Origin of the sequence: Metasolibacillus sp. FSL K6-0083 (genome assembly GCF_038630865.1) — a bacterium.
Classification (GTDB): Bacteria; Bacillota; Bacilli; order Bacillales_A; family Planococcaceae; genus Metasolibacillus; species Metasolibacillus fluoroglycofenilyticus.
This window is the reverse complement of sequence record NZ_CP152046.1, coordinates 1,556,140-1,577,726: the sequence shown is the minus strand read 5'-3', so window position 1 is coordinate 1,577,726 and position 21,587 is coordinate 1,556,140. Positions and strand designations below refer to the sequence as shown.

General features: G+C 39.6%; 19 protein-coding genes. 13 read left to right on the top strand and 6 right to left on the bottom strand.

From position 1 onward, the window contains the following. Positions 1-12 precede the first annotated feature (12 nt). From MHB51_RS07540 to MHB51_RS07530, 3 genes are read left to right on the top strand one after another with little or no spacing between them, the layout of a single operon-like run. The gene (locus MHB51_RS07540; RefSeq protein ID WP_342559308.1) at positions 13-513 is read left to right on the top strand and encodes a tail fiber protein; all 501 of its coding nucleotides are present in this window, start codon (positions 13-15) and stop codon (positions 511-513) included. Between the two features lie 13 nt (positions 514-526). Further along, positions 527-1,060 carry a tail fiber protein gene (locus MHB51_RS07535; RefSeq protein WP_342559307.1) on the top strand — a complete coding sequence of 178 codons (534 nt, stop codon included), beginning with the start codon at positions 527-529 and terminating at the stop codon, positions 1,058-1,060. Positions 1,061-1,084: 24 nt separating this feature from the next. Beyond that, positions 1,085-5,560, top strand: coding sequence for a cadherin domain-containing protein (locus MHB51_RS07530; RefSeq protein WP_342559306.1), 4,476 nt, complete (start codon positions 1,085-1,087; stop codon positions 5,558-5,560). A gap of 85 nt (positions 5,561-5,645) precedes the next feature. Here MHB51_RS07530 and MHB51_RS07525 read toward each other — a convergent pair whose 3' ends face one another. Further along, a complete protein-coding gene (locus MHB51_RS07525) occupies positions 5,646-6,263 on the bottom strand; it encodes a DUF1054 domain-containing protein (RefSeq protein ID WP_342559305.1) in 618 nt (205 codons plus the stop codon). Between the two features lie 97 nt (positions 6,264-6,360). On the opposite strand from MHB51_RS07525, the gene MHB51_RS07520 reads away from it, so the two are divergent. Both MHB51_RS07520 and MHB51_RS07515 read left to right on the top strand, forming a co-directional pair. Further along, positions 6,361-6,558, top strand: a complete 198-nt coding sequence (locus MHB51_RS07520; protein ID WP_342559304.1) for a hypothetical protein — start codon at positions 6,361-6,363, stop codon at positions 6,556-6,558. 116 nt (positions 6,559-6,674) lie between these two features. Further along, entirely contained in the window at positions 6,675-7,466 is a 792-nt protein-coding gene (locus MHB51_RS07515) for an inositol monophosphatase family protein (RefSeq protein ID WP_342472919.1), read from the top strand. 126 nt (positions 7,467-7,592) lie between these two features. Here MHB51_RS07515 and MHB51_RS07510 read toward each other — a convergent pair whose 3' ends face one another. Continuing rightward, positions 7,593-7,808 (bottom strand): DUF5325 family protein, encoded by a 216-nt coding sequence (locus tag MHB51_RS07510; protein WP_066169629.1) that lies wholly within the window; start codon positions 7,806-7,808, stop codon positions 7,593-7,595. A gap of 122 nt (positions 7,809-7,930) precedes the next feature. Here MHB51_RS07510 and typA point away from each other — a divergent pair, with 122 nt between their 5' ends. Both typA and MHB51_RS07500 read left to right on the top strand, forming a co-directional pair. Further along, positions 7,931-9,781 (top strand): translational GTPase TypA, encoded by a 1,851-nt coding sequence (typA, locus tag MHB51_RS07505; protein WP_342559303.1) that lies wholly within the window; start codon positions 7,931-7,933, stop codon positions 9,779-9,781. Positions 9,782-9,891: 110 nt separating this feature from the next. Next, entirely contained in the window at positions 9,892-10,215 is a 324-nt protein-coding gene (locus tag MHB51_RS07500) for a YlaH-like family protein (protein WP_107943069.1), read from the top strand. A 298-nt stretch (positions 10,216-10,513) separates the two neighbouring features. Here MHB51_RS07500 and MHB51_RS07495 read toward each other — a convergent pair whose 3' ends face one another. Continuing rightward, entirely contained in the window at positions 10,514-11,023 is a 510-nt protein-coding gene (locus MHB51_RS07495) for a DUF3231 family protein (RefSeq protein WP_342559302.1), read from the bottom strand. 714 nt (positions 11,024-11,737) lie between these two features. On the opposite strand from MHB51_RS07495, the gene MHB51_RS07490 reads away from it, so the two are divergent. From MHB51_RS07490 to MHB51_RS07480, 3 genes are read left to right on the top strand one after another with little or no spacing between them, the layout of a single operon-like run. After that, complete coding sequence (locus MHB51_RS07490; RefSeq protein ID WP_066169637.1) at positions 11,738-12,733, top strand: ABC transporter substrate-binding protein; 996 nt, start codon at positions 11,738-11,740, stop codon at positions 12,731-12,733. Position 12,734: 1 nt separating this feature from the next. Then, positions 12,735-13,505 carry an ABC transporter ATP-binding protein gene (locus tag MHB51_RS07485; protein WP_342559301.1) on the top strand — a complete coding sequence of 257 codons (771 nt, stop codon included), beginning with the start codon at positions 12,735-12,737 and terminating at the stop codon, positions 13,503-13,505. After that, positions 13,441-14,286, top strand: coding sequence for an ABC transporter permease (locus tag MHB51_RS07480; RefSeq protein WP_342559300.1), 846 nt, complete (start codon positions 13,441-13,443; stop codon positions 14,284-14,286). Before MHB51_RS07485 ends, MHB51_RS07480 begins: the two co-directional genes overlap by 65 nt. Before the next feature lie 88 nt (positions 14,287-14,374). On the opposite strand, the gene MHB51_RS07475 is transcribed toward MHB51_RS07480, so the two are convergent. Together MHB51_RS07475 and MHB51_RS07470 are read right to left on the bottom strand one after the other, a co-directional pair. Beyond that, the gene (locus MHB51_RS07475; RefSeq protein WP_066169644.1) at positions 14,375-14,578 is read right to left on the bottom strand and encodes a YlaI family protein; all 204 of its coding nucleotides are present in this window, start codon (positions 14,576-14,578) and stop codon (positions 14,375-14,377) included. Between the two features lie 14 nt (positions 14,579-14,592). After that, positions 14,593-15,090 carry a hypothetical protein gene (locus MHB51_RS07470; RefSeq protein ID WP_066169647.1) on the bottom strand — a complete coding sequence of 166 codons (498 nt, stop codon included), beginning with the start codon at positions 15,088-15,090 and terminating at the stop codon, positions 14,593-14,595. Positions 15,091-15,350: 260 nt separating this feature from the next. On the opposite strand from MHB51_RS07470, the gene MHB51_RS07465 reads away from it, so the two are divergent. Genes MHB51_RS07465 through pyc form a run of 3 tightly spaced genes read left to right on the top strand, consistent with a single transcriptional unit; the run spans position 15,351 to position 20,311 of the window. Continuing rightward, on the top strand, positions 15,351-15,632 hold the full coding sequence (locus MHB51_RS07465; protein WP_066169650.1) for a YlaN family protein: 282 nt from the start codon (positions 15,351-15,353) through the stop codon (positions 15,630-15,632). Between the two features lie 56 nt (positions 15,633-15,688). Further along, a complete protein-coding gene (locus MHB51_RS07460; protein ID WP_066169651.1) occupies positions 15,689-16,861 on the top strand; it encodes an FtsW/RodA/SpoVE family cell cycle protein in 1,173 nt (390 codons plus the stop codon). A gap of 15 nt (positions 16,862-16,876) precedes the next feature. Further along, a complete protein-coding gene (gene pyc, locus MHB51_RS07455; protein ID WP_342472914.1) occupies positions 16,877-20,311 on the top strand; it encodes a pyruvate carboxylase in 3,435 nt (1,144 codons plus the stop codon). Between the two features lie 335 nt (positions 20,312-20,646). Here pyc and MHB51_RS07450 read toward each other — a convergent pair whose 3' ends face one another. After that, positions 20,647-21,570 (bottom strand): heme A synthase, encoded by a 924-nt coding sequence (locus MHB51_RS07450; RefSeq protein ID WP_082799092.1) that lies wholly within the window; start codon positions 21,568-21,570, stop codon positions 20,647-20,649. Positions 21,571-21,587: the final 17 nt, after the last annotated feature.

Sequence of the window (21,587 nt, the reverse complement as noted above, 5' to 3'; positions counted from 1 at the left end):
AGGCTGAACAAAATGACGGAAGCATTTTTAGGAGAAATACGTCTTTTTGCATTTAATCAAATACCAAATGGTTGGTTACCGTGCAATGGTCAGCTATTGAAAACTACTGCCAACCAAGCACTGTATTCATTACTAGGAACAACTTACGGTGGAAATGGTCAAACAACCTTTGCACTACCCAATTTACAAGGCAGGGTACCTTTGCATAAAGGTCAATCTATCAGCTTTGGTGAAGCAGGAGGTGAAGAAGCACATACATTAACAGTAGCTGAAATGCCTGCACATACACATGCAGTATATGCTGATGCGGCAACTACTACAGAAGCGTCCCCTCAAAATCATACATGGGGCACAGTGAGCGGCGAAACGATTTATGCACAGAACAGCAATGTCACAATGAATATAGCCGCTTTATCGAGCGCTGGGCAGAGTGCTGCACATAATAATATGCAGCCCTATTTGGCACTATCATTTTGCATTGCTGTAGTCGGCATCTATCCATCAAGAAACTAAGGAGGGAAAATGTATGGCAGAAGCATATATTGGAGAAATACGAATTTTTGCGGGGAATTTTGCCCCAAGGGGATGGGCTTTTTGTGATGGGAGTTTACTTCCTATTTCACAAAATACGGCATTATACAGCATTATTGGCACAATTTACGGAGGGGATGGAAAAATAACCTTTCAGTTACCGGACTTAAGGGGGCGGGCACCGATGCATTTTGGAGAGGGGTCTGGATTAACGATAAGAAATATTGGGCAACAAATAGGCAATGAGAAAGAGACGCTTACTACAGTGCATATGCCACATCATACGCATATTGCCCAAGGCTCTTCGACTGTTGCGGGAGGTATCGATAATCCTACAAATGCGCTATGGGGAAGTGAGCCAGCTATCGCAAAAAAGAAACCTTATGTAGCCTTCACTAATGCCAGTGCGATGAATCCAGTGGCACTTCAACCAAATGGAGGAAACCAGCCACATAATAATAGGCAGCCATATTTAGCGATGAATTTTATTATTTGTCTAAATGATGGAGAGTATCCTCCTAGAGGATAAAAAAAACAGAGGGAGGAAATTATAATGAGGTATAGAACCTCTTTTCAGCAAATGATGGCGCAGCGAATAGGCATAATGCTCGTAATTTTCATATTAATATTTGCTAATTTAGGCATTCAACCTGCCACGGCGGACTCTCCAATAATTTTAATGCCGAGTGAGCAGTTAGGGAAGGATAGTGGAAGGATTGATGATACATCATATCCTTCTTTCGAATTAAACACTATGGATCAGGCGGAAGTCGCATTGCAATTTAGCGGTATCGATACAACAAAAACAATTCTTTCGGCTCAGCTTAAGTTGTATATAGCAAGTTGGAGCGGACGAGAAACCACTTTAACAATAGGAGTTGGTGGGAATAACTGGACATCAGCTACTACAGAAATTAACGAATTTCCGATCGTCAAAAATGGCTTATTGCAAGATTATCCCATTGGAACAGCGGTTAGTTTTGAGGAATTCTTTCAAGTGTCAAATGATGTGACAGCATTATTAAATAATCCGACAGCATTAGATAATCAAAAAGTAACATTTTTAATTTCTAGTAATGTACATGATATCAATTTGTTGAAGTATGGCCATGATGGAAGTATTGCACTAATTAGTCAATTTCCCACTCTAGAAATCACCTACGCTACGAATAATGCACCAACGGATATTGCATTAAGCAATACAAATATAGCTGAAAATGAACCTATAGGAACGACAATTGGCACATTATTAGCAACGGATCCCGATATAGGCGATACATTTACCTTTACATTAACGGATGCCCCGGATAATCAGTATTTTCAGATTAATGGTAACACGCTTTCTAGCAAGGCATCTTTTGATTATGAAATGAAAAGTAGTTACAGCTTACAAGTCAGAGTTACAGATAGTGCGGGCTCAACATTTACAAAAAACTTTACGATTACAGTAACGAATATCAATGAAGCACCGACCGATATCGCGTTAAGCAATTCAACTATCGCTGAAAATTCACCTGTGAATACGGTCGTTGGCACATTCTCAGCAGTGGATCCTGATGGAGATAGTCCATTAACATATAGTCTGACAGGTGGTGCAGATCAGGCGAGTTTTACAATTAGCGGCAATCAGCTACAAGCAACGCACTCCTTTGATTATGAAACAAAAAATAGCTATGACATCCGAGTAGCGGTAGCAGATCCGGGAGGCTTAACATTTGAAAAAAACTTTACGATTACAGTGACGAATGTCAATGAAGCACCGACCGATATTAATTTATCTTCTACTATAATTGATGAAAATCAGCCGATTGGTACAGCAGTTGGTTCATTGACGACAGCAGACCCTGATGGAGGAGATTCATTCACCTATACATTCGTGTCTGGTTTAGGAGATACTGATAATAGTAATTTCACAATTAGCGGAAATGAACTTCGAACGGCGAGCGTATTTGATTATGAAACAAAAAATAGCTATAGCATACGAGTAAGGTCGACAGATAGCGGTGGTGCCTTCTTTGAAAAAGCGTTTTTGATTACAATTAACGATGTTTTTGAGGACCCTGTTCCGACAATTACTGCGACAACGCCTATCAATCATGCGATAAATATTGCAATTAATCCAACGCTGACACTAACATTTAGTGAAAATATTCAAGCTGTGAGCGGAAAGTATATCCACATTTACAATCAAAATGACCAAAAGATGGAGACAATAGAGGCAACCTCACAAAATGTCGCAGTAAACGCTGATGCTGTAACGATTTCGTTATCGAACAATCTATTAAAAGCGATGACTTACTATGTGCTTATAGATGGTGGGGCATTTATTGATTCCGCAAATCAAGGAATTGCAGGGATAGCGGATTCGGCTGCGTGGCGCTTTACAACATTGCCACCAAGTACAGATGCAAATTTAAGTGCACTTACGCTATCTTCTGGTAGTTTGAGCCCAAGCTTTGACCCGAATACGTTGAATTATGCGGTTGATGTGGCACATCATGTGTCTAATATAAATGTCACAGCGAGCTTAGCAGGTAGTGCTAGTAAGCTAATGATGAATGGAACAGCAGTAACTAGCGGTCAAGCTTTTAATCTACCACTAATGATTGGGAGTAACACCCTACAAATTATTGTAACAGCTGAGGATGACAGCACGATAAAAGAATATGTAATAACGGTTACAAGAGCAATCCCTCCAATTGAACAAGTACAAAATGTCCAGTTAAGCTCTTTAGGTATTGCCACATGGACAGATGTGGAAAATGAAACCTCTTATGATGTGCAACTTTATAAAGATAATAGTGCGGTTGGGCATAGTATGAGTGTAGCAGCGAATATAGCAACATATGATTTCCTTCAGATGATGCAAACAGAAGAGGAAGGAGCCTACACTGTCACAGTGCTTGCTAAAGGAGATGGTATATCCTATTTGGATGCACTAATTTCACAGCCTTCTAACATACAAAATATAATCAAGCTAGCGACAACGACTAGCAGTATTTGGGATGGGAAAATAGCGAAGTGGCAGGCTGTACCGTATGCAATTAGCTATGATGTCCAGCTGTATAAAGAAGGAGTGGCTGTAGGTTCAATTGTGAATGTAGCAGCAAATAATGAGCAAAGTGATTTTACGACAGCGATGCAATCTATCGGTAATTACACATTTACAGTACAGGCAAAGGGAGATACTGTTCTTGTTTTAGATGGCGAAATAGGGAATGCATCGCCAGTGTATACAGTACTGCCACCAACTTATACAGTAACGTATGACGGAAACGGACATACATCTGGTACAGTACCTGTAGATAGTAGCGCTTATTTGCAAAATACGCCAGTGAACGTAGCGGAAAATAGCGGTAGCTTAAGCAAGGCTGGACACACTTTTACAGGATGGAATACAGCGGCAAATGGCTTGGGCACGACTTATTTGCCAAATGCTGAATTTCAAATGGGCGTGGAAAATGTCAAACTTTATGCGCAGTGGTTGATTAATCAATACAAAGTGACGTTTGAGGCAAACGGTGGTACTGCCGTTGCTGCTCAAAATATTGAATATAATAAAGGGCTTACACTACCACAACCAACTAGACAAGGTTATACATTTGCGGGCTGGTATAAAGAGGCAAACTTCTTGCGCTTATGGAATAGTGCAACAGATGTTGTCACAGAGGATATAACACTTTACGCAAGATGGCTTGTAAATAATAGTGGAACAAATCCAATTATACCAGTGCCGCCGAGCACGAACCCTGTACCTACTCTACCTGTGCAGACGGAGCGAATAGTAGTAAAAATGGAATCGGTAAATGGGAAAAACTTGGTGGAAATCACTGTTAATCGTAGAATAATAGACGGTATTTTGACAGATGAAGTCTTTGTATCGGAGGAAAGCACTGCAGAAGCAATAGCGAAGCTAAACGAATCAGGTGAGGATACTCTGAGACTAGTCGTCTTAATTGACGGTGAGCAGGCGAATCAAATGAATACTTCAATAGCAGCCAAGGCACTTAACAGGCTAAAGCAACAGGGCGTGAATTTAGAAATTGTAGCAAATGGTGCGACGGTTTATGCAGCAACTGAAGTACTTGCTACATTTGAAGATGATTTACAATTCAGCTTTACACCAATCCAAGCGACAGCCGAGCAACGAACAAAATTGCAGCAAATTATAGGTAATCAGCTTATCGAGCTTTTAGGGCAGCCGATAAAAATTGAAACAAATCTGCAAAATCATCCTGTTTTAGTAACGATACCGATGTTTGTAGGATTGACAAGCGAACAGCTTGCACAGCTAGCCGTATTTATCGAGCATAGTGATGGGACGAATGAAATTGTCCGTGGTGAAATTGAAAGCTCCTTAGATGAGCGTTTAGCTTATCAATTTGAAGTGAATAAGTTTTCAACTTTCTCACTTATTTCTTTGCCACCTGTAGAGGAGCCTGTAACGGCACCTTATATTAAAGGTTACCCGGATGGCACTTTCCGTTTAAATGCAGCTGTGACAAGAGCTCAAATTGCGACGATGTTTGCACGTCATTTGACAAATGACACCGTTCCAAAAGCGTCTGCTACATTTTCGGATACTGTGACACACGGAGCAAGTGATGCAATTGAATATGTTCGGGCAAATAGACTATTTGAGGGAACGACTGCAACGACCTTTGGACCAAATCAATCTATTACTCGTGCACAAATGGCAGCGGTTGCGCTACGCTGGATTGAACAGCAATGTGCAGTGAATAACGAAGCTTCCTTCTGTCTGCAAAAAGAAAGTGCGCTGACATTCAAAGATGTGCAGCCAAATCATTGGGCAGCAGAGGCGATTGCAAAAATAAGCGCACTTGGTATTATGACAGGGGTTAGCGAAGAGCAATTTAATCCGAATAGTGTATTAACGCGAGCGCAGGCGGTAAAAGTATTGAATCGCTTGTTTGAACGACCTATTCCAACAGAGGTAGCCATACCGTTTTTCATTGATGTACCAGCAGAGCATTGGGCATTTTTCGAAATTTACGGCGCGGCAAAATAATGGCATGAGGCTGTTTAGAAGTCAGAAAACCTTTCTTCCAAACAGCCTCATTTTTTTTGCATTTCGCGCATATTAAATAATAGCGCTATTTTCCAATTATCGTCTTGTAAATAGGTAATAGTGCCTCGAATGTTTCCTCAGCGAATATTAAAAATTCATCCGCCGTCATAGCAGTTGATTGCTCAATTGTTAAATGGCGTCCGATTAAAAATTCCCCTTTTTTCACATCGCGCAGGCGTTGCAGCAGTTTCTGTAATTTTTCTTGCTCCAAGCTTTCAACATCTGGTGACATATGGTCGCCTGAAATGACGAAATCCTTTTTTAGCTTGTCAAATTGTTTTGTGTTTGCAAGCAGACGCTCCGCCATTTCCGCTTTTTGGGGAGCTTCATAAATAACGGCCACAACGATAAAAAGATGTGTTCCCCATAGGCCGATTTGGAAATGTGGCAGCGCTTTATAGCCGCGTTTATACGGGGCAAAGGCAACCCAAGAATCCTTTGGAGGATTGATTGTGCGGCGCGCATGCTTTGCAACATGCGGGAAAAATTCATCGCCAGTTTTAGCGCTAAAATATGTAGCGAAATGCTCGCCTAAGAGGTGAAATTTTGGTCGAATAATTGTTGTTAATGCTTGCATTCTTTCGTCTAGGCCTTCAATTGAAAATACTTGAAAATCTTCATTAGTCCATTGCACTTTTTCCATTTTATTTGAACTCCTTTTAAAATTGAGGTTTATTTTATTTATTTTTTGGGAAAATAGTAATAACACTAAAAATCAAACTAGGAGGAGCGTGACAAGTATGAAACAGATGATTAAGATTATACGCAAGGTTGATGTTGAAAAGCAATATGAATACATTTTAAGATTAGAGCTTGATTACGAGCTAGCTTCCTTGTTTGAGGCAATGCAAGTTAAAAATGAAAAAGAAATGGATCAATCGAAAAAGCGCCTAAAAGAAATTCAAGAAGAGCTGGAAAGTTTACATGCCTATGAATAAGCATAAATCGAATCTAAAATAAAAAATCACTTGCTAAAAATATTTGATAGCAAGTGATTTTTGTTATACTTAATATATAGTGGGATAGTTGGAAATGGGAAGGGTGGTACATAGTGATGGATTTACAGCAATTAGATTTATTTGCGAAAACGATTATTAAACAGGCAGGGCAGCGAATTCGCAATGCATTTTCCTATGATTTAAAAATTGAAACAAAATCAAACGCAAATGATTTAGTGACAAATATTGACCGAGAAACAGAATTATTTTTCATTGAAAAAATTAAGGCATTTGATGCTTCACATAAAATTTTAGGCGAAGAAGGTATGGGGGAAAAGGTGGAATCATTAGATGGGGTTGTATGGATTATTGACCCAATCGATGGCACAATGAACTTCGTCAAGCAGCATCGCCATTTTATGATTACGATTGGTATATTCGTTGATGGTGTTGGAAAATTGGGCTACATATTTGATGTGATGCGCGAGGATTTATTTTGTGCTACTGTAGGACAAGGTGCTTGGTATAATGATACGCCATTACGCAAGCTAAAGCCTGTGAAATTAGAGGAATCTGTTATTGGAATCAATACAATATGGGTGACGCCTAATAAAAAGGTTAATCATGAAAAGTTAATTGAACTTGTGCGAATGGTACGCGGGACAAGGTCATACGGTGCGGCGGCAATGGAAATCGCCTTTGTTGTTAGTGGCAAGTTGGATGCCTATTTGTCTATGCGTCTTTCCCCTTGGGATGTTGCAGGTGGCATTATTATCGCGCAGGAGGTTGGCGCATTGGCAAGCAATTTAAAGGGACAGCCATTTAATTTATTAACTACAGATACCTTTATGATTGCTAACCCATCAATTCATGGAGAGATTTTAGCGCAGTATGTGGAGTTGAAGTAAAAAGAGGGATTTCCCTCGCAAGCTTGAAAAAGTTTGGACTAGAGTTAGACGAGGCGTCATTGATAAATAGTATCGCCTATATAATGAAAAATAGCGCGAGAAATCAATTTTTTCTCGCGCTGTTTTTTATAATAACCCTTGCTCTTTAAATTTACGCTTTGTTTTGAAAGCCATGATAAAGATGGCGCACACAGCGATGACACAGGCGATAACGCCGATAATGCCTGCTTTATCATATTCAGTGCCTGTTACGCCGATTAGCGATACAGAAAAGCCGATGCCAACCATTGACAAAATGGCAGCTAATGCATAAATGAACATGACAAATTTTGCTTTATTCACGATTTTTACCTCCAAACTATCCTCTATATGAAACCAGTTCAATCAATTGACAAAGACAATTAACTATTCTTATGCTATAATATCACAGTTAAACATTCGAAAAAAGAATATGGAGTGGAATAATGACAAACTTACGTCAAGATTTACGTAATATCGCGATTATCGCACACGTTGACCATGGAAAAACAACTTTAGTAGACCAATTATTAAAACAATCGGGGACATTCCGTTCAAATGAGCAAGTGGAAGAGCGCGCAATGGACTCAGGTGATATTGAACGCGAGCGCGGCATTACAATCCTTGCTAAAAATACAGCAGTAAATTATGAAGGCAAACGCATTAACATTTTAGATACACCGGGGCATGCTGACTTTGGTGGTGAGGTTGAACGTATTTTAAAAATGGTAGATGGCGTTATTTTAGTAGTGGACGCTTATGAAGGCTGTATGCCTCAAACACGCTTTGTATTAAAAAAAGCATTGGAACAAAATTTAACACCAATCGTTGTTGTCAACAAAGTGGATAAAGATTCAGCTCGTCCGACAGAAGTAGTGGACGAGGTGCTTGAATTATTAATCGAGCTCGATGCAAACGACGACCAGCTGGACTTCCCAGTTGTTTATGCATCGGGTGTAAATGGTACAGCAAGCCTTGATTCAAATCCTGCAAAGCAAGAGGAAAATATGAAATGCTTGTTTGAGCAAATTATTGAGCACATTCCAGCACCGATTGATAACTCAGATGAGCCATTACAATTCCAAGTAGCTCTTTTAGATTATAATGATTTCGTAGGCCGTATCGGTATCGGACGTGTTGCGCGCGGAACAATTTCCGTTGGTCAGCAAGTATCATTGATGAAGCTTGATGGTACGGTGAAAAACTTCCGTGTAACAAAAATTTTCGGTTTCTTTGGCTTAAAGCGAGAAGAAATCCAAACAGCTAAAGCAGGCGATTTAATTGCTGTATCTGGTATGGAAGCAATTAATGTAGGGGAAACTGTATGCCCTGTGGAGCACCCAGAGGCATTGCCACCATTACGCATCGATGAGCCAACATTGCAAATGACGTTTTTAGTGAATAACTCACCTTTTGCAGGACGTGAAGGAAAATGGATTACTTCTTCAAAAATTGAGGAGCGTTTGCGTGCACAATTGCAGACGGACGTGTCGCTACGTGTAGAAGATACAGATTCGCCTGATGCATGGACAGTATCTGGACGCGGAGAGTTGCATTTATCGATTTTAATCGAAAACATGCGCCGCGAAGGCTTTGAGCTACAAGTATCGAAGCCACAAGTAATTATCCGTGAAGTGGATGGCGTCAAATGTGAGCCAATCGAGCGTGTACAAATTGATGTACCTGAAGATTGTGTAGGCTCAGTAATCGAGTCACTTGGTACACGTAAAGGTGAAATGCTTGATATGGTGAACAACGGTAACGGACAAGTGCGCCTTATTTTCAACGTGCCAGCACGTGGATTAATTGGCTATACGACAGAATTTATGTCCATTACAAAAGGCTATGGCATCATCAACCATACATTTGATTCATACAAGCCAGTTGTACAAGGTAAAGTAGGCGGACGACACCAAGGCGTGCTTGTTTCAATGGAAAATGGTAAATCGACAACTTATGGTATGATGCAGGTAGAGGATCGTGGTACATTATTCGTTGAGCCGGGCACAGAAGTGTATGAAGGCATGATTGTTGGCGAAAATACGCGTGAAAACGATATTACCGTGAACATTACAAAAATGAAGCAAAAAACGAATATTCGCTCTGCTACGAAAGACCAAACAAATATCATTAAAAAGCCTCGCATTATGACATTAGAGGAAGCGCTAGAATATTTAAGCGATGATGAGTATTTAGAAGTAACACCAGAGTCAATTCGTTTACGTAAACAAATTTTAGATAAAAACGAACGTGAACGTATTGCGAAAAAGAAAAAATACGCGGAAATGGAGCAATAATTTCGCGTGAACATGTGAAAGGATGAGTAATGTTGTTGAATTTAGCACCATACTTGATTCAAGCATCTACATCTGTTGCAACGATTAATGACACTAAAGTATATGAAAGTATGTCAGGGATTACGCGGTTTATTTATGAATATTTTGCAAGCATCGATGCGAATGGCGTAGTAGATTATACAGTTCCCGGATATATTACGCTATTAGTAATTTTTGCTTTATCGGCACTAGTATTTAAACTAGGCTTTGCACGAGAGTTACCGCTAATGAAAAATATAATTATTTATACATTTCTGTTTGTCGGCTGTATTTTATTAACATTCTTTGCTTTCTTCCTACCGATGATTGAAGGTTTAGTCATCGCCGCGTTAATTTTAATTATTTATAAAACACGCTTATGGCGAGAAAAGCGCGAGCAGGCTACTGGAGAATAATGAGTAAAGATAATCTACAAGAGAGGGCGATTTTACTACTTTATTAAACGAAGTAGAAAAATTATTCTCTTAATAAAGCAGATGGGGCGTCCCAAAAGCGTGCTAAGCACTGTTTTGGGACGTTTTTTGTGTTTCATGAAAGGAAAGTTGGATGTCCTCAGAAATGTAGTAAACACTGAATTTAGCCATTTTACAGCGAGGTAAATAATGAAACAAGTTAAAGGTAAATTTTCGTTGCATTGAAAGAGGGTGCCGCTTTTTGCACAGCACCCCTGTTTTTTCATTTTTTAATGGCTTTTTATTTCTTTGGATAATTTAAGTGTAATGGTGGAGGCACAAGCCAGCCCTTTGTTTTATTTAAGCGTAATAATTTCGCACCAAGTAAAGCTTTTGCAGTGTGAAATTGACCATACATTAATGCAACATCCTCCCTAGTTGAAGTACCCATAGCTTGGCTACATGCAACTAATCCAGCGGCAATATCGAGACTAAGTGCCGCACTTATCTCGGGGTCATTAAACTTTGCCCCTGGAGGAATATCTTCTAATCTTGCTACAGGTCGCTCAGGAGGAGCTGGTGGTAAACCAATGCCATTTACTTTTAGTATTTTTTCTAACTGCTTTATTTCTTCTTTACAAACATCAATAATGTCTTCTACTACTTTTTTTAAATCTTCGTCGCCAGCGTGATTATAAAATGTTTGATAACCAGCAATCATGCCGTAGTCTGCCGCTAAACTTGACCAAATACTAAATATTTCCCCATAATGTAATGGCTCATCTTTTGGATTTCCAGTAAGTATTCCCATACTACACTTCCTTTTCTTATTTTTTTCAAACAAGGATAGTATGGTTGGAATACAAAAAATAATTCATTAGAGCTAAATTTGAAATATCATTCTAATTTTAATTAATCTACACGTTTTCGAATAATGCTTAAATCAATTACGCTTCGGCTAATTTTCATCTAGATTTTTTGAACTTATTCGAAATAATACCTTTATCTCACCGTCTATAGGTGGCGTGATGAACACAAGCCTTAGACCGATTCCAAACATCTGCTAATAAAGAGGAATTCAGTCTAAAGCCACCGCATCTTGCGGGAACGACAGAATGATAAACAATGTGTTGGTCCAAACTCCAGTGGATGTCACAGGGCGTGACAGTTTTAGGCTAATCTTCATCAATTAGCTTGAAAAAATCTGAACACGGGGCTATCCAAAAAGCTGTGCATAGTCGACATTTTGGATAGTAGCGATGATGTTTCACAAAATGGTGATTCATATACACAGAAAACGCCTCTTTTAAAAATGGGATAAACATTGGCTTTAGCAGCGTTACCCTTCAGTAAAAGGGAAGCGATGAAAACATTTATTTTAATGCGATGTCAAAACAAAATGGATTTTTCAGACAACTCCGACTTGATAGTAGTTTTGCTAGGTTATTTCATGTGAGCGCACACTTTTTTCCTCCAGTGCATACGCTACTCTAGATATAACAGTCGCATGTGGGGAGGTTTGACAATGCTTAGACGTAGGACGGTAAGTTTTCTTGTGATGCTATCGTGCTTATTACTCCTAACAATGGGTGCTTGTAAGGAGGAGGAGCTAAAGGAAGTTCGGGTTGGGGAGGTGACACGCTCTATTTTTTATGCACCACTTTATGTAGCTATTGAGGAAGGTTTTTTTGAGGACGAAGGCTTGAAAATTGATTTAAGGACGATTGCAGGCGGCGATAAGACGATGACAGCATTATTATCAGATGGTATTGATGTAGCACTTGTAGGCTCGGAAACTTCAATTTATGTGAATGCACAAGAAGCAAATGATGCCATTATTAATTTTGCTCAATTGACACAAACGGATGGCACATTTTTAGTAGCGAGAGAGAAGATTGACGATTTTTCGTGGGAAATGTTGAAAGGCTCTGTTTTTCTTGGGCAACGTAAAGGTGGAATGCCTCAAATGGCTGGGGAATATGTGCTCAGAAAGCATGACATTGACCCACATAATGATTTAGAGCTCATTCAAAACATTGATTTTGCGAATGTTGCAACAGCCTTCGCTTCAGGCACAGGCGATTTTGTGCAATTGTTTGAGCCAACTGCTAGCTTATTTGAGCTGGAAGGTGTTGGGTATATCGTCGCTTCTTTTGGTGCACAATCAGGGCATTTGCCATACACTACTTTCATGTCAAAGAAAAGTTATCTAGAGAAGCAAGCAGCCACTGCGGAAAGCTTTACACGCGCCATTCAAAAAGCGCAAAATTGGGTGTATGCGAACAGCGCAGAAGATGTTGCCAAATCCATTGCCCCTTATTTTGAAAATACTGAGATCACATTAATTGCTACAGTTGTAGAACGTTATCGTGCACAGGAATCATATGCTAAAAACCCTATTTTAGATGAGGCAGAATGGAAGCTGCTGCAAGATGTTATGGAGCAGGCAGGCGAGCTACCACGAAGGATGGATTACAATGAGTTGGTCGATAATTCATTTGCTGAGAAAGCAATGAATTAATATGGCGATACTAACAGTTAATCATATACATCATACGTATTTTTCCAAAGAGGTAGCAACGGAGGCATTGCATAATGTTCATTTCTCTGTTGCGCCGGGTGAATTTGTTTCCATTTTAGGTGCTAGCGGCTGCGGAAAATCTACGTTACTTTCAATTATTGCAGGCTTGCTTGAACCAACGGCAGGCGATGTTACATTTGCGGTCGATGACCAAAATACATCCATTGGCTATATGCTACAGCAAGACTATTTATTTCCATGGAAAACAATCGAGGAAAATGTCGTGCTTGGTTTGAAATTATTAAAGTGTGATGAAATGCAGGCTAAAAATATGGCGCATCAATTATTGCAGGCTGTAGGTTTGCCAAATATCGAAAAGAAATTTCCAAGACAGCTATCGGGAGGCATGCGGCAACGGGTCGCTTTAGCACGAACATTAGCAGTAGACCCTAAAATATTATTGCTGGATGAACCTTTTTCAGCGCTCGATTATAAATCGAAATTAAAGCTGGAGGATTTAGTTTGTGCGATGTTAAAAAGCTATGAAAAGACAGCTATTTTAGTGACACATGATATTGGCGAAGCCATCGCCATGAGTGACCGAATCATTTTAATGAGTGCCAAGCCGGGGACGATTCATAAGATTTTCGATGTGCCACTAGAATTAGCAGCTTTAACACCATTTGAGGCTCGTACACATTCGAGCTATGGCGGGTTTTTTCAAAGCATTTGGAAGGAGCTTGAAAGCCTTGAACATTCAACTTCTTCATGAGCAGTATAGAGCATTGTTAAGAAAAGAAAAGCGACTCGTTCGGTGCTTTCAATTATTAATTATCATTGGCTTTATTGGACTATGGGAGATGGCCTCACAAATGCGCTGGATTGACCCGCTTATTTTTAGCGCTCCTTCAAAAGTGTGGCATCTGTTTATTGAGAAGTGGTCTGATGGAACGCTAATGTCCCATGTTAATATTACATTATTTGAAACGGTACTTGGCTTTATTATTGGTACATTGCTCGGTACAATCATCGCAGCTATTTTATGGTGGTCTCCGTTTTTCTCAAAAGTAGCAGACCCTTATCTTGTCGTGCTAAATGCCATGCCGAAAGTGGCGCTAGGCCCTATTTTAATTGTAGCGATGGGGCCAGGCATGCCCTCTATTATTACAATGGGTGCGATTATTTCCGTTATTATTTCCACGATTGTCATTTATACAGCTTTTACTGAAGTGGATGCTAATTATGTGAAGGTGCTACAAACATTTAACGCAAATCGAGCGCAAATTTTTAAAGAGGCAATATTGCCAGCATCATTTCCTACCATTATTTCGACATTGAAAGTGAATGTTGGATTATCATGGGTTGGCGTAATTGTTGGGGAGTTTCTCGTATCAGCCAAAGGGTTAGGCTATTTGATTATTTACGGCTTCCAAGTATTTAATTTTAATCTTGTTTTTTTAGCCCTAATGATTATTGCCGTATTTGCAACGATTATGTATCAGCTTGTTGAGTTGGTGGAAAGAAAGCTTGTGAAAAAGGGGGAGACGGGGTAGCTATCAGGTCATTTGACGATTATTCCCTATATAGAGTGAGGCTGTCTAGCAAGTATATTTGTGAGACAGCCTCGTTTTTTGATTTTAATTAAAATTCCTCATCAAATTTTGAAGATGTGCGGAAAAATTGAAACTTTCCTGTAGCGAGCCTTTTTTCTGTATTGTTGGCAATGCGTGTATAGCAAGGATCGCACATATACGTATGGATTGGTCGATTGCGCAGCTTTTTAGCGAGGGGTAAATCGTCCTCAAGCTGCTGTACTGTATCACAAATGACACATTTAACACGCATAACTAATTTTCCTCCTATTGAACACGAATAGCATCTACATGTGTAATTGGGTTATCAACGTTTGAGCCATCAGCGAATAAAATGTGGACTGGTCCGTCTTCTGTTAACGGTTTGCCATCTTGACTGTATTTAAAAATGAGTGTTTTTGCTTCCTCGATTGAAAAGGTGTGTTCTTCCCCATTGCGGCATTCAAAAACAACTTCTGTCGCCTCTTCTTTTATGCCAGCGTTGTTTAAAAAAGGTTTAATCTCGATGCCGAATGTCCCCGTTATCATGCCTTTACGGTCGAATTTTCTTTCCGTTTTTAACGTAGGAGGGAATACAGCTCCTTCCATAATTTCACGCGACCAATGTGCACCAACCTCACGTAAATATTTTTCTTCATCTTCCACTGCAGGCTTTTCATCAAAGTATGTTTTTAAATCAAGCTTGCGGTCATCAAAAATCCAAACAGTTGGATCTAGCGTTAAGTTATATGTAACAGCACCTTTAATCGGAATTATTTCTTGCATCTTCATGAAATCCTCCTTCTTACTTACATCAAACTATAGTATACCGTTTTTCTAGCTTAATAATCAATTCGTGATGAGAAGAAAATAGAAAATCAGAAAATAATTATTTTCCACAATTTTTGCTAGTTTAATAGACCTTTTTCATAACAATGTATGACAAAAGAGTAGATTGCTTATATAGATACTTGCATTTTTACTCACTAAAAGATAAAATTTATTAATATACAATCCAAGAAATATCAGATAATGGGGGCGTCCTCATGGATACTAAAGCACAATCTTCTTTTCAGGAAAAGGCATTAACATTATTACAGGCGGATGCAGAGAAAATTGCACGCTTAATTAAAGTGCAGATGGACCACTTAACAATGCCACAGTGTCCTTTATATGAAGAAGTATTAGATACACAAATGTTTGGCTTATCACGTGAAATTGATTTCGCTGTGAAACTCGGCTTAATTGAGCGTGATAGAGGAAAAGAAATTCTTGATTCATTAGAAAAAGAATTATCTCTTCTACATGATGCGTATACAGAAAAATAAAAAAACTCAAACGCTTTACGCGCTTTGAGTTTTTTTTCTAAACGAGGTTTTTTGAAATGAAAAAATATTTAGTTACTTATTTTCGCAATTTTGACTATCCATTGTTTTTTACATATCTATTCTTGTGCTTATTCGGGCTTGTTATGATTTACAGTTCGAGCATGATGGTAGCTATTACGGAAGAGAGACCTCCAGATTATTATTATTTGAAGCAGCTAACCAATTTAAAAATCGCAGCGCTAGCATTTTTAGCTGGGGCACTTTTTCCTTACAAGCATTACAGTAATAAAAGCATTCTTTTTATACTGATGAGTGTGATGGCGATTTTGCTCCTTTGGGTTAATGTTAAGGGAATTGAAGCAGGTGGCTCTAAAAGTTGGATTTCTTTATTTGGCGCCATGAACTTCCAACCTTCTGAATATGCAAAGCTATTCGTTATATTATACTTTGCAGGCTCACTTTATAAAAAAGGACTGCGGGAAAACTCCATTCAAAATGTGCAACCGAATGATATCATTTACCCAATTTCTATTTGGTTAATCATTTTATTTAGTGTCGGTATGGAAACCGATTTAGGGGCGATTATGATTATTGGGGTAATTGCCATGTCTGTCCTTATGTTTAGCGGTATAAAGGGGAAAACATTAGGAAAGTTTGCGACTGTTTTAGGGGTTTTTGGCACGGTTATTATAGGGGCTGTTTTTTTAATTAAAGATGATATTATTAACGAAAGTCGTATGGGGCGACTTTTAGTTTTAAAAAACCCATTTGAATATGCTAATGGTTCTGGCTATCAAATTGTTAATGGCTATTTGGCAATCGGTGGGGGGGGGCTTGAAGGTCGAGGGCTTGGGCAATCGATTCAAAAGCTCGGTTATTTGCCACACCCAGAAACGGATTTTATTATGGCTATTATAGCTGAGGAGCTCGGTGTGCTCGGTGTAGGAATTGTTATTGTTGGACTTGCCTTTATTGTATTACGAGGCTTATATATTGCTATGACGACAAAAGACCCGTTAGCGCGAATGATTGCTGGTGGGATTGCTGTATGGATTGGCTTCCAAGCGTTTTTAAATTTGTCAGGTTTATCAGGGATTTTCCCTTTAACCGGTGTTACGTTGCCATTTATTAGTTATGGTGGTACGTCAATACTGTTACTATCGTTAGCGATGGGAATATTAATTAATATTTCTATGTACTATAAATTTGATAAGCGTAAGCAATCATAGGAGGGATTTTGAGGAATGAAGAAAATTAGCAAGATATTAGTAGCAAACAGAGGGGAAATCGCTATTCGAATTTTCAGGGCGTGTAATGAGCTAGGTATTAAAACCGTTGCGATTTATTCACGCGAGGATAGCGGCGCTTATCATCGCTACAAAGCAGATGAAGCTTATTTAGTAGGGGCTGGCAAAAAGCCAATTGATGCCTATTTAGACATAGAAAGTATACTCTCAATTGCAAAAGATGCACAAGTGGATGCGATTCACCCCGGCTACGGTTTTTTATCAGAAAATGTTGATTTTGCTAGACGCTGTGAGGAAGAGGGGATTCAATTTATTGGACCAACTTCTGCACATTTAGATATGTTTGGCGATAAAGTAAAAGCGCGTGAGCAAGCCATTCAAGCAGATATTCCTGTTATCCCAGGGACAGATGGACCTGTAGCTGATTTAGGCGAGGTAGAAGCATTTGCTGAAAAATATGGCTACCCAATTATGATTAAAGCAGCTTTAGGCGGTGGAGGACGCGGGATGCGCATGGTGCAAACAAAGGATGAGCTTGCATCGGCATATGAACGAGCCAAGTCAGAGGCGAAAGCAGCCTTTGGGTCGGATGAAGTATATGTTGAAAAATGCATTGTTAAGCCGAAGCATATTGAAGTGCAAATTTTAGGGGATATGACAGGCGAAATTGTCCATCTATATGAGCGGGATTGCTCAATCCAACGCCGTCACCAAAAAGTTGTGGAAATTGCGCCGTCAAATTCCATTTCGGCAGATTTACGTCAACGTATTTGTGATGCAGCAGTGAAATTAATGCGCAATGTTAACTATATTAATGCTGGTACGGTGGAATTTTTAGTAGCAGGCGATGATTTTTATTTCATCGAAGTGAATCCACGTATTCAAGTAGAACATACAATTACTGAGATGATTACAGGAATTGATATTGTTCATGCGCAAATTAAAGTCGCTGAAGGGCATGCACTACACTCTGAATTAATTGGTATCCCAGCGCAGGATAAAATTCCATTATTCGGTTATGCGATTCAATCACGCGTAACGACGGAAGACCCAACAAATGATTTCATGCCAGATACAGGAAAGCTAATGGTTTATCGCTCAAGCGGCGGCTTTGGTGTACGCTTAGATGCAGGGAACGGCTTCCAAGGGGCTGTTGTTACACCTTACTATGATTCATTGCTTGTTAAAATTTCAACATGGGGTATGACATTTGCTCAGGCAGCAGCTAAAATGGATCGAAACTTACGTGAATTCCGTATTCGTGGAGTAAAAACAAATATTCCATTTTTAGAAAATGTTGTTGTGCATGAGAAATTTTTAAATGGACAATTTGATACAAGCTTCATTGACACAACACCAGAGTTATTCGAATTCCCAGAAAGAAAAGACCGAGGGACAAAGCTTTTGAACTACATTGGAAACGTAACATTGAATGGTTTTCCAGGGGTGGAAAAGCGAACAAAGCCTATTTTTGTTCAGCCAAATAAGCCGAAAATTGATTTATTAACACCGCCGCCTGCTGGCACAAAGCAAATTTTAGATGAGCGTGGTGCAGATGGCTTAGTTGAATGGATTAAAGCGCAAAATGATGTACTTTTGACGGATACAACGTTTAGAGATGCGCACCAATCGCTTTTAGCGACACGCATGCGTTCACAGGATATGTTCCAAATCGCAGACCATACGGCGCGTATGATGCATAACTTCTTCTCGCTTGAAATGTGGGGGGGAGCAACATTTGACGTTGCTTATCGCTTCTTAAAGGAAGACCCTTGGGCACGTTTAGAAAAGCTGCGCCAGCAAATGCCAAATGTGCTGTTCCAGATGTTACTGCGCGGAGCAAATGCTGTTGGCTATACGAACTATCCAGATAATTTAATTCGCGAGTTTATCCAAGAATCGGCTGCATCTGGTATCGATGTGTTCCGTATTTTCGATAGCTTGAACTGGATTAAAGGTATGGAGGTTGCGATTGATGAAGTGCGGAATAGCGGGAAAATCGCAGAGGCAGCTATTTGCTATACAGGCGATATTTTAGATGATACTCGTGCAAAATATACGGTACAGTATTATAAAGATATGGCACGTGAACTAGAGGCAGCAGGTGCACATATTTTGGCGATTAAAGATATGGCAGGCTTATTGAAACCTGAAGCAGCATATCGCCTAATTGCAGAGCTAAAGGATGCAACAAGCTTACCAATTCACTTGCATTCCCATGATACGAGCGGTAATGGCATTTACTTGTATGCAAAGGCGATTGAAGCAGGTGTAGATATTGTCGATACGGCTTTAGGTTCAATGGCTGGTTTAACATCACAACCAAGCGCTAACTCGCTGTACTATGCGACGAAGGGTGCTAGTCGCGAAATCCGCGCTGACATCGAGTCATTAGAGCAATTAAACTATTACTGGGAAGATGTACGCAAATATTACAAAGATTTTGAGAGTGGTATGAACAGCCCACATTCAGAAATTTATGTACATGAAATGCCAGGTGGACAATATAGTAATTTACAGCAGCAAGCAAAGGCGGTTGGACTAGGAGACCGCTGGGATGAAGTGAAAAAAATGTACTCTCAAGTAAACTTTATGTTTGGTGATATTGTTAAAGTAACGCCATCGTCAAAAGTTGTTGGGGATATGGCATTATTCATGGTACAAAATGATTTAACTGAAGATAATATTTTGGAGCGAGGTCAAGGTATTGATTTCCCAGATTCTGTTATCGAGTTTTTCCAAGGCTATTTAGGTCAACCGCATGGTGGCTTCCCGCAGGACTTACAGCGTGTTGTGTTAAAGGAGCGAGAGGCGATTACTGTGCGTCCTGGTGAGCTATTGGCACCAGTTGATTTTGAACAGCTAACAGCAGAATTGACAGAGAAAATCGGACGCGCTGTCACGAAAAAAGACGTGCTAGCATATGCGTTATATCCAAAAGTATTTGAAGAATACGCGAATATTTATGCACAATTTGGTGACACATCCGTGTTAGATACGCCAACCTTCTTATACGGCTTAAAGCTAGGAGAAGAAATTGAAGTTGAAATCGAAAAAGGTAAAACATTAATCGTTAAGCTTGTGTCGATAGGAGAGCCACAGCATGACGGTACGCGCATCATTTACTTTGAGTTAAACGGTCAATCACGTGAGCTTGTCATTCAAGATTTAACAGTCGAAGTAGATGGCAGTGTGGCATTGAAGGCAGACCCATCCAATCCTAATCAAATCGCGGCAACGATGCCAGGCACAGTGCTGAAAGTAGTTGTGTCGAAAGGAAGCGCGGTTAAACGAGGCGACCACTTGTTAATTACAGAGGCGATGAAAATGGAGACGACGGTGCAAGCGCCGAAAGATGGTGTTGTCAAAGAAATTTACGCTGCATCAGGTGATGCGATTTCAACAGGTGATTTATTAATTGAATTAGAATAAATAAAGACGTCCCGAAAGCCGTACAGTTGCCGGCTTTTGGGACGCTTTTGATGTTTGGGTAAAATGGAGTTGATTTCCTTTGAAAGTGTTATGAACACTGGCTTTAACGGTGTTTACCAAAACTCTTTCTTAATCATGTTGCTGAACCAGAGTGGTTTTTTTGAGCAAGGGGGTAGAAAGGACTAATTCGCTCGTAAGATGGCTAAATTCGCTCATAAAGCGGTTGGAATCGCTCGTAAACCACTCGAATTCGCTCATAAATTTGAAAAAAGAGCTGTCGCTAAACCCGATTTCAAATAAAGCGTCGAGAAAGCTAGCTTTCTCGACGCCTCAAATCAATTTGTTTTTTGGTTAAAATTGCTGCGTAATACAAGTAAAATCATATAGCAAAACAGTCCGAACAATAAAGAAATAAATAGAGAGTGAAGCAATGACATAAATAAGTTAAGGTGTGTGAAAATAACGAGCATACCTGCTAAGGATTGTAAAATGACAAGGACAGATGCTAAAATCCAACCCCAATAGATTGTCTTTTGATTTTTATATTCTTTAATAACATGCCATGTAATGTATGCTATCCAAACTGCGATTGATACTGCGGCAACGCGATGCCCCATTTGTACCCATTCATACATATTGATTGGTAATGCGGCAGGATTATTGTTATTACAAAATGGCCAATCAGGACAAACGAGACTTGAGTTTGTATGTCGTACTAATGCACCTGTATATACTACAACGTATGAATAAATAGTAATCGCAATTGTATGTTTTTTTAGCTTACTGTTAATGCGGACTTTATCTGCATCAAATTTGCGGTCGACTTCAAAGACGATGAGTGCCAATAGTAAGACGGCTGCGAAAGAAATGAGGGAAATACCGAAATGCAACGCTAAAATAAAGTCACCTTGTCCCCAAAGTACTTGTGCTGCACCAATTAAGGCTTGTGCGACTAAGAAGAAAATAGCGAGTATACCTAAAAATTTAACTTCGCGTATATGGCCAAGTGAGCGCCATGTCCATACGACTAAAAGAACGATAAGAATTGATACTGAGCCAGTTACTGCACGATGTGAGAATTCAATTAATACTTCTGCTGTAATCTCTTTCGGAATAAGTGAACCGTTACAATCTGGCCAGTTTCGACCACAGCCTAAACCACTATCTGTTTTCGTAACGAGTGCACCGCCGAGTAAAATAAGGAGCATACCAACTGTTGCTGCTACTGCGAGCGCTTTTAAATATTTGCTATGTTTCAATTATAATACACCTACTT

Coding starts and splice junctions, on each gene's coding strand:
- MHB51_RS07540 (WP_342559308.1), top strand. CDS start 13: ATGACGGAAGCATTTTTAGGAGAAATACGTCTTTTTGCATTTAATCAA.
- MHB51_RS07535 (WP_342559307.1), top strand. CDS start 527: ATGGCAGAAGCATATATTGGAGAAATACGAATTTTTGCGGGGAATTTT.
- MHB51_RS07530 (WP_342559306.1), top strand. CDS start 1,085: ATGAGGTATAGAACCTCTTTTCAGCAAATGATGGCGCAGCGAATAGGC.
- MHB51_RS07525 (WP_342559305.1), bottom strand. CDS start 6,263: ATGGAAAAAGTGCAATGGACTAATGAAGATTTTCAAGTATTTTCAATT.
- MHB51_RS07520 (WP_342559304.1), top strand. CDS start 6,361: ATGAAACAGATGATTAAGATTATACGCAAGGTTGATGTTGAAAAGCAA.
- MHB51_RS07515 (WP_342472919.1), top strand. CDS start 6,675: ATGGATTTACAGCAATTAGATTTATTTGCGAAAACGATTATTAAACAG.
- typA (WP_342559303.1), top strand. CDS start 7,931: ATGACAAACTTACGTCAAGATTTACGTAATATCGCGATTATCGCACAC.
- MHB51_RS07500 (WP_107943069.1), top strand. CDS start 9,892: ATGTCAGGGATTACGCGGTTTATTTATGAATATTTTGCAAGCATCGAT.
- MHB51_RS07495 (WP_342559302.1), bottom strand. CDS start 11,023: ATGGGAATACTTACTGGAAATCCAAAAGATGAGCCATTACATTATGGG.
- MHB51_RS07490 (WP_066169637.1), top strand. CDS start 11,738: ATGCTTAGACGTAGGACGGTAAGTTTTCTTGTGATGCTATCGTGCTTA.
- MHB51_RS07485 (WP_342559301.1), top strand. CDS start 12,735: ATGGCGATACTAACAGTTAATCATATACATCATACGTATTTTTCCAAA.
- MHB51_RS07480 (WP_342559300.1), top strand. CDS start 13,441: ATGGCGGGTTTTTTCAAAGCATTTGGAAGGAGCTTGAAAGCCTTGAAC.
- MHB51_RS07475 (WP_066169644.1), bottom strand. CDS start 14,578: ATGCGTGTTAAATGTGTCATTTGTGATACAGTACAGCAGCTTGAGGAC.
- MHB51_RS07470 (WP_066169647.1), bottom strand. CDS start 15,090: ATGCAAGAAATAATTCCGATTAAAGGTGCTGTTACATATAACTTAACG.
- MHB51_RS07465 (WP_066169650.1), top strand. CDS start 15,351: ATGGATACTAAAGCACAATCTTCTTTTCAGGAAAAGGCATTAACATTA.
- MHB51_RS07460 (WP_066169651.1), top strand. CDS start 15,689: ATGAAAAAATATTTAGTTACTTATTTTCGCAATTTTGACTATCCATTG.
- pyc (WP_342472914.1), top strand. CDS start 16,877: ATGAAGAAAATTAGCAAGATATTAGTAGCAAACAGAGGGGAAATCGCT.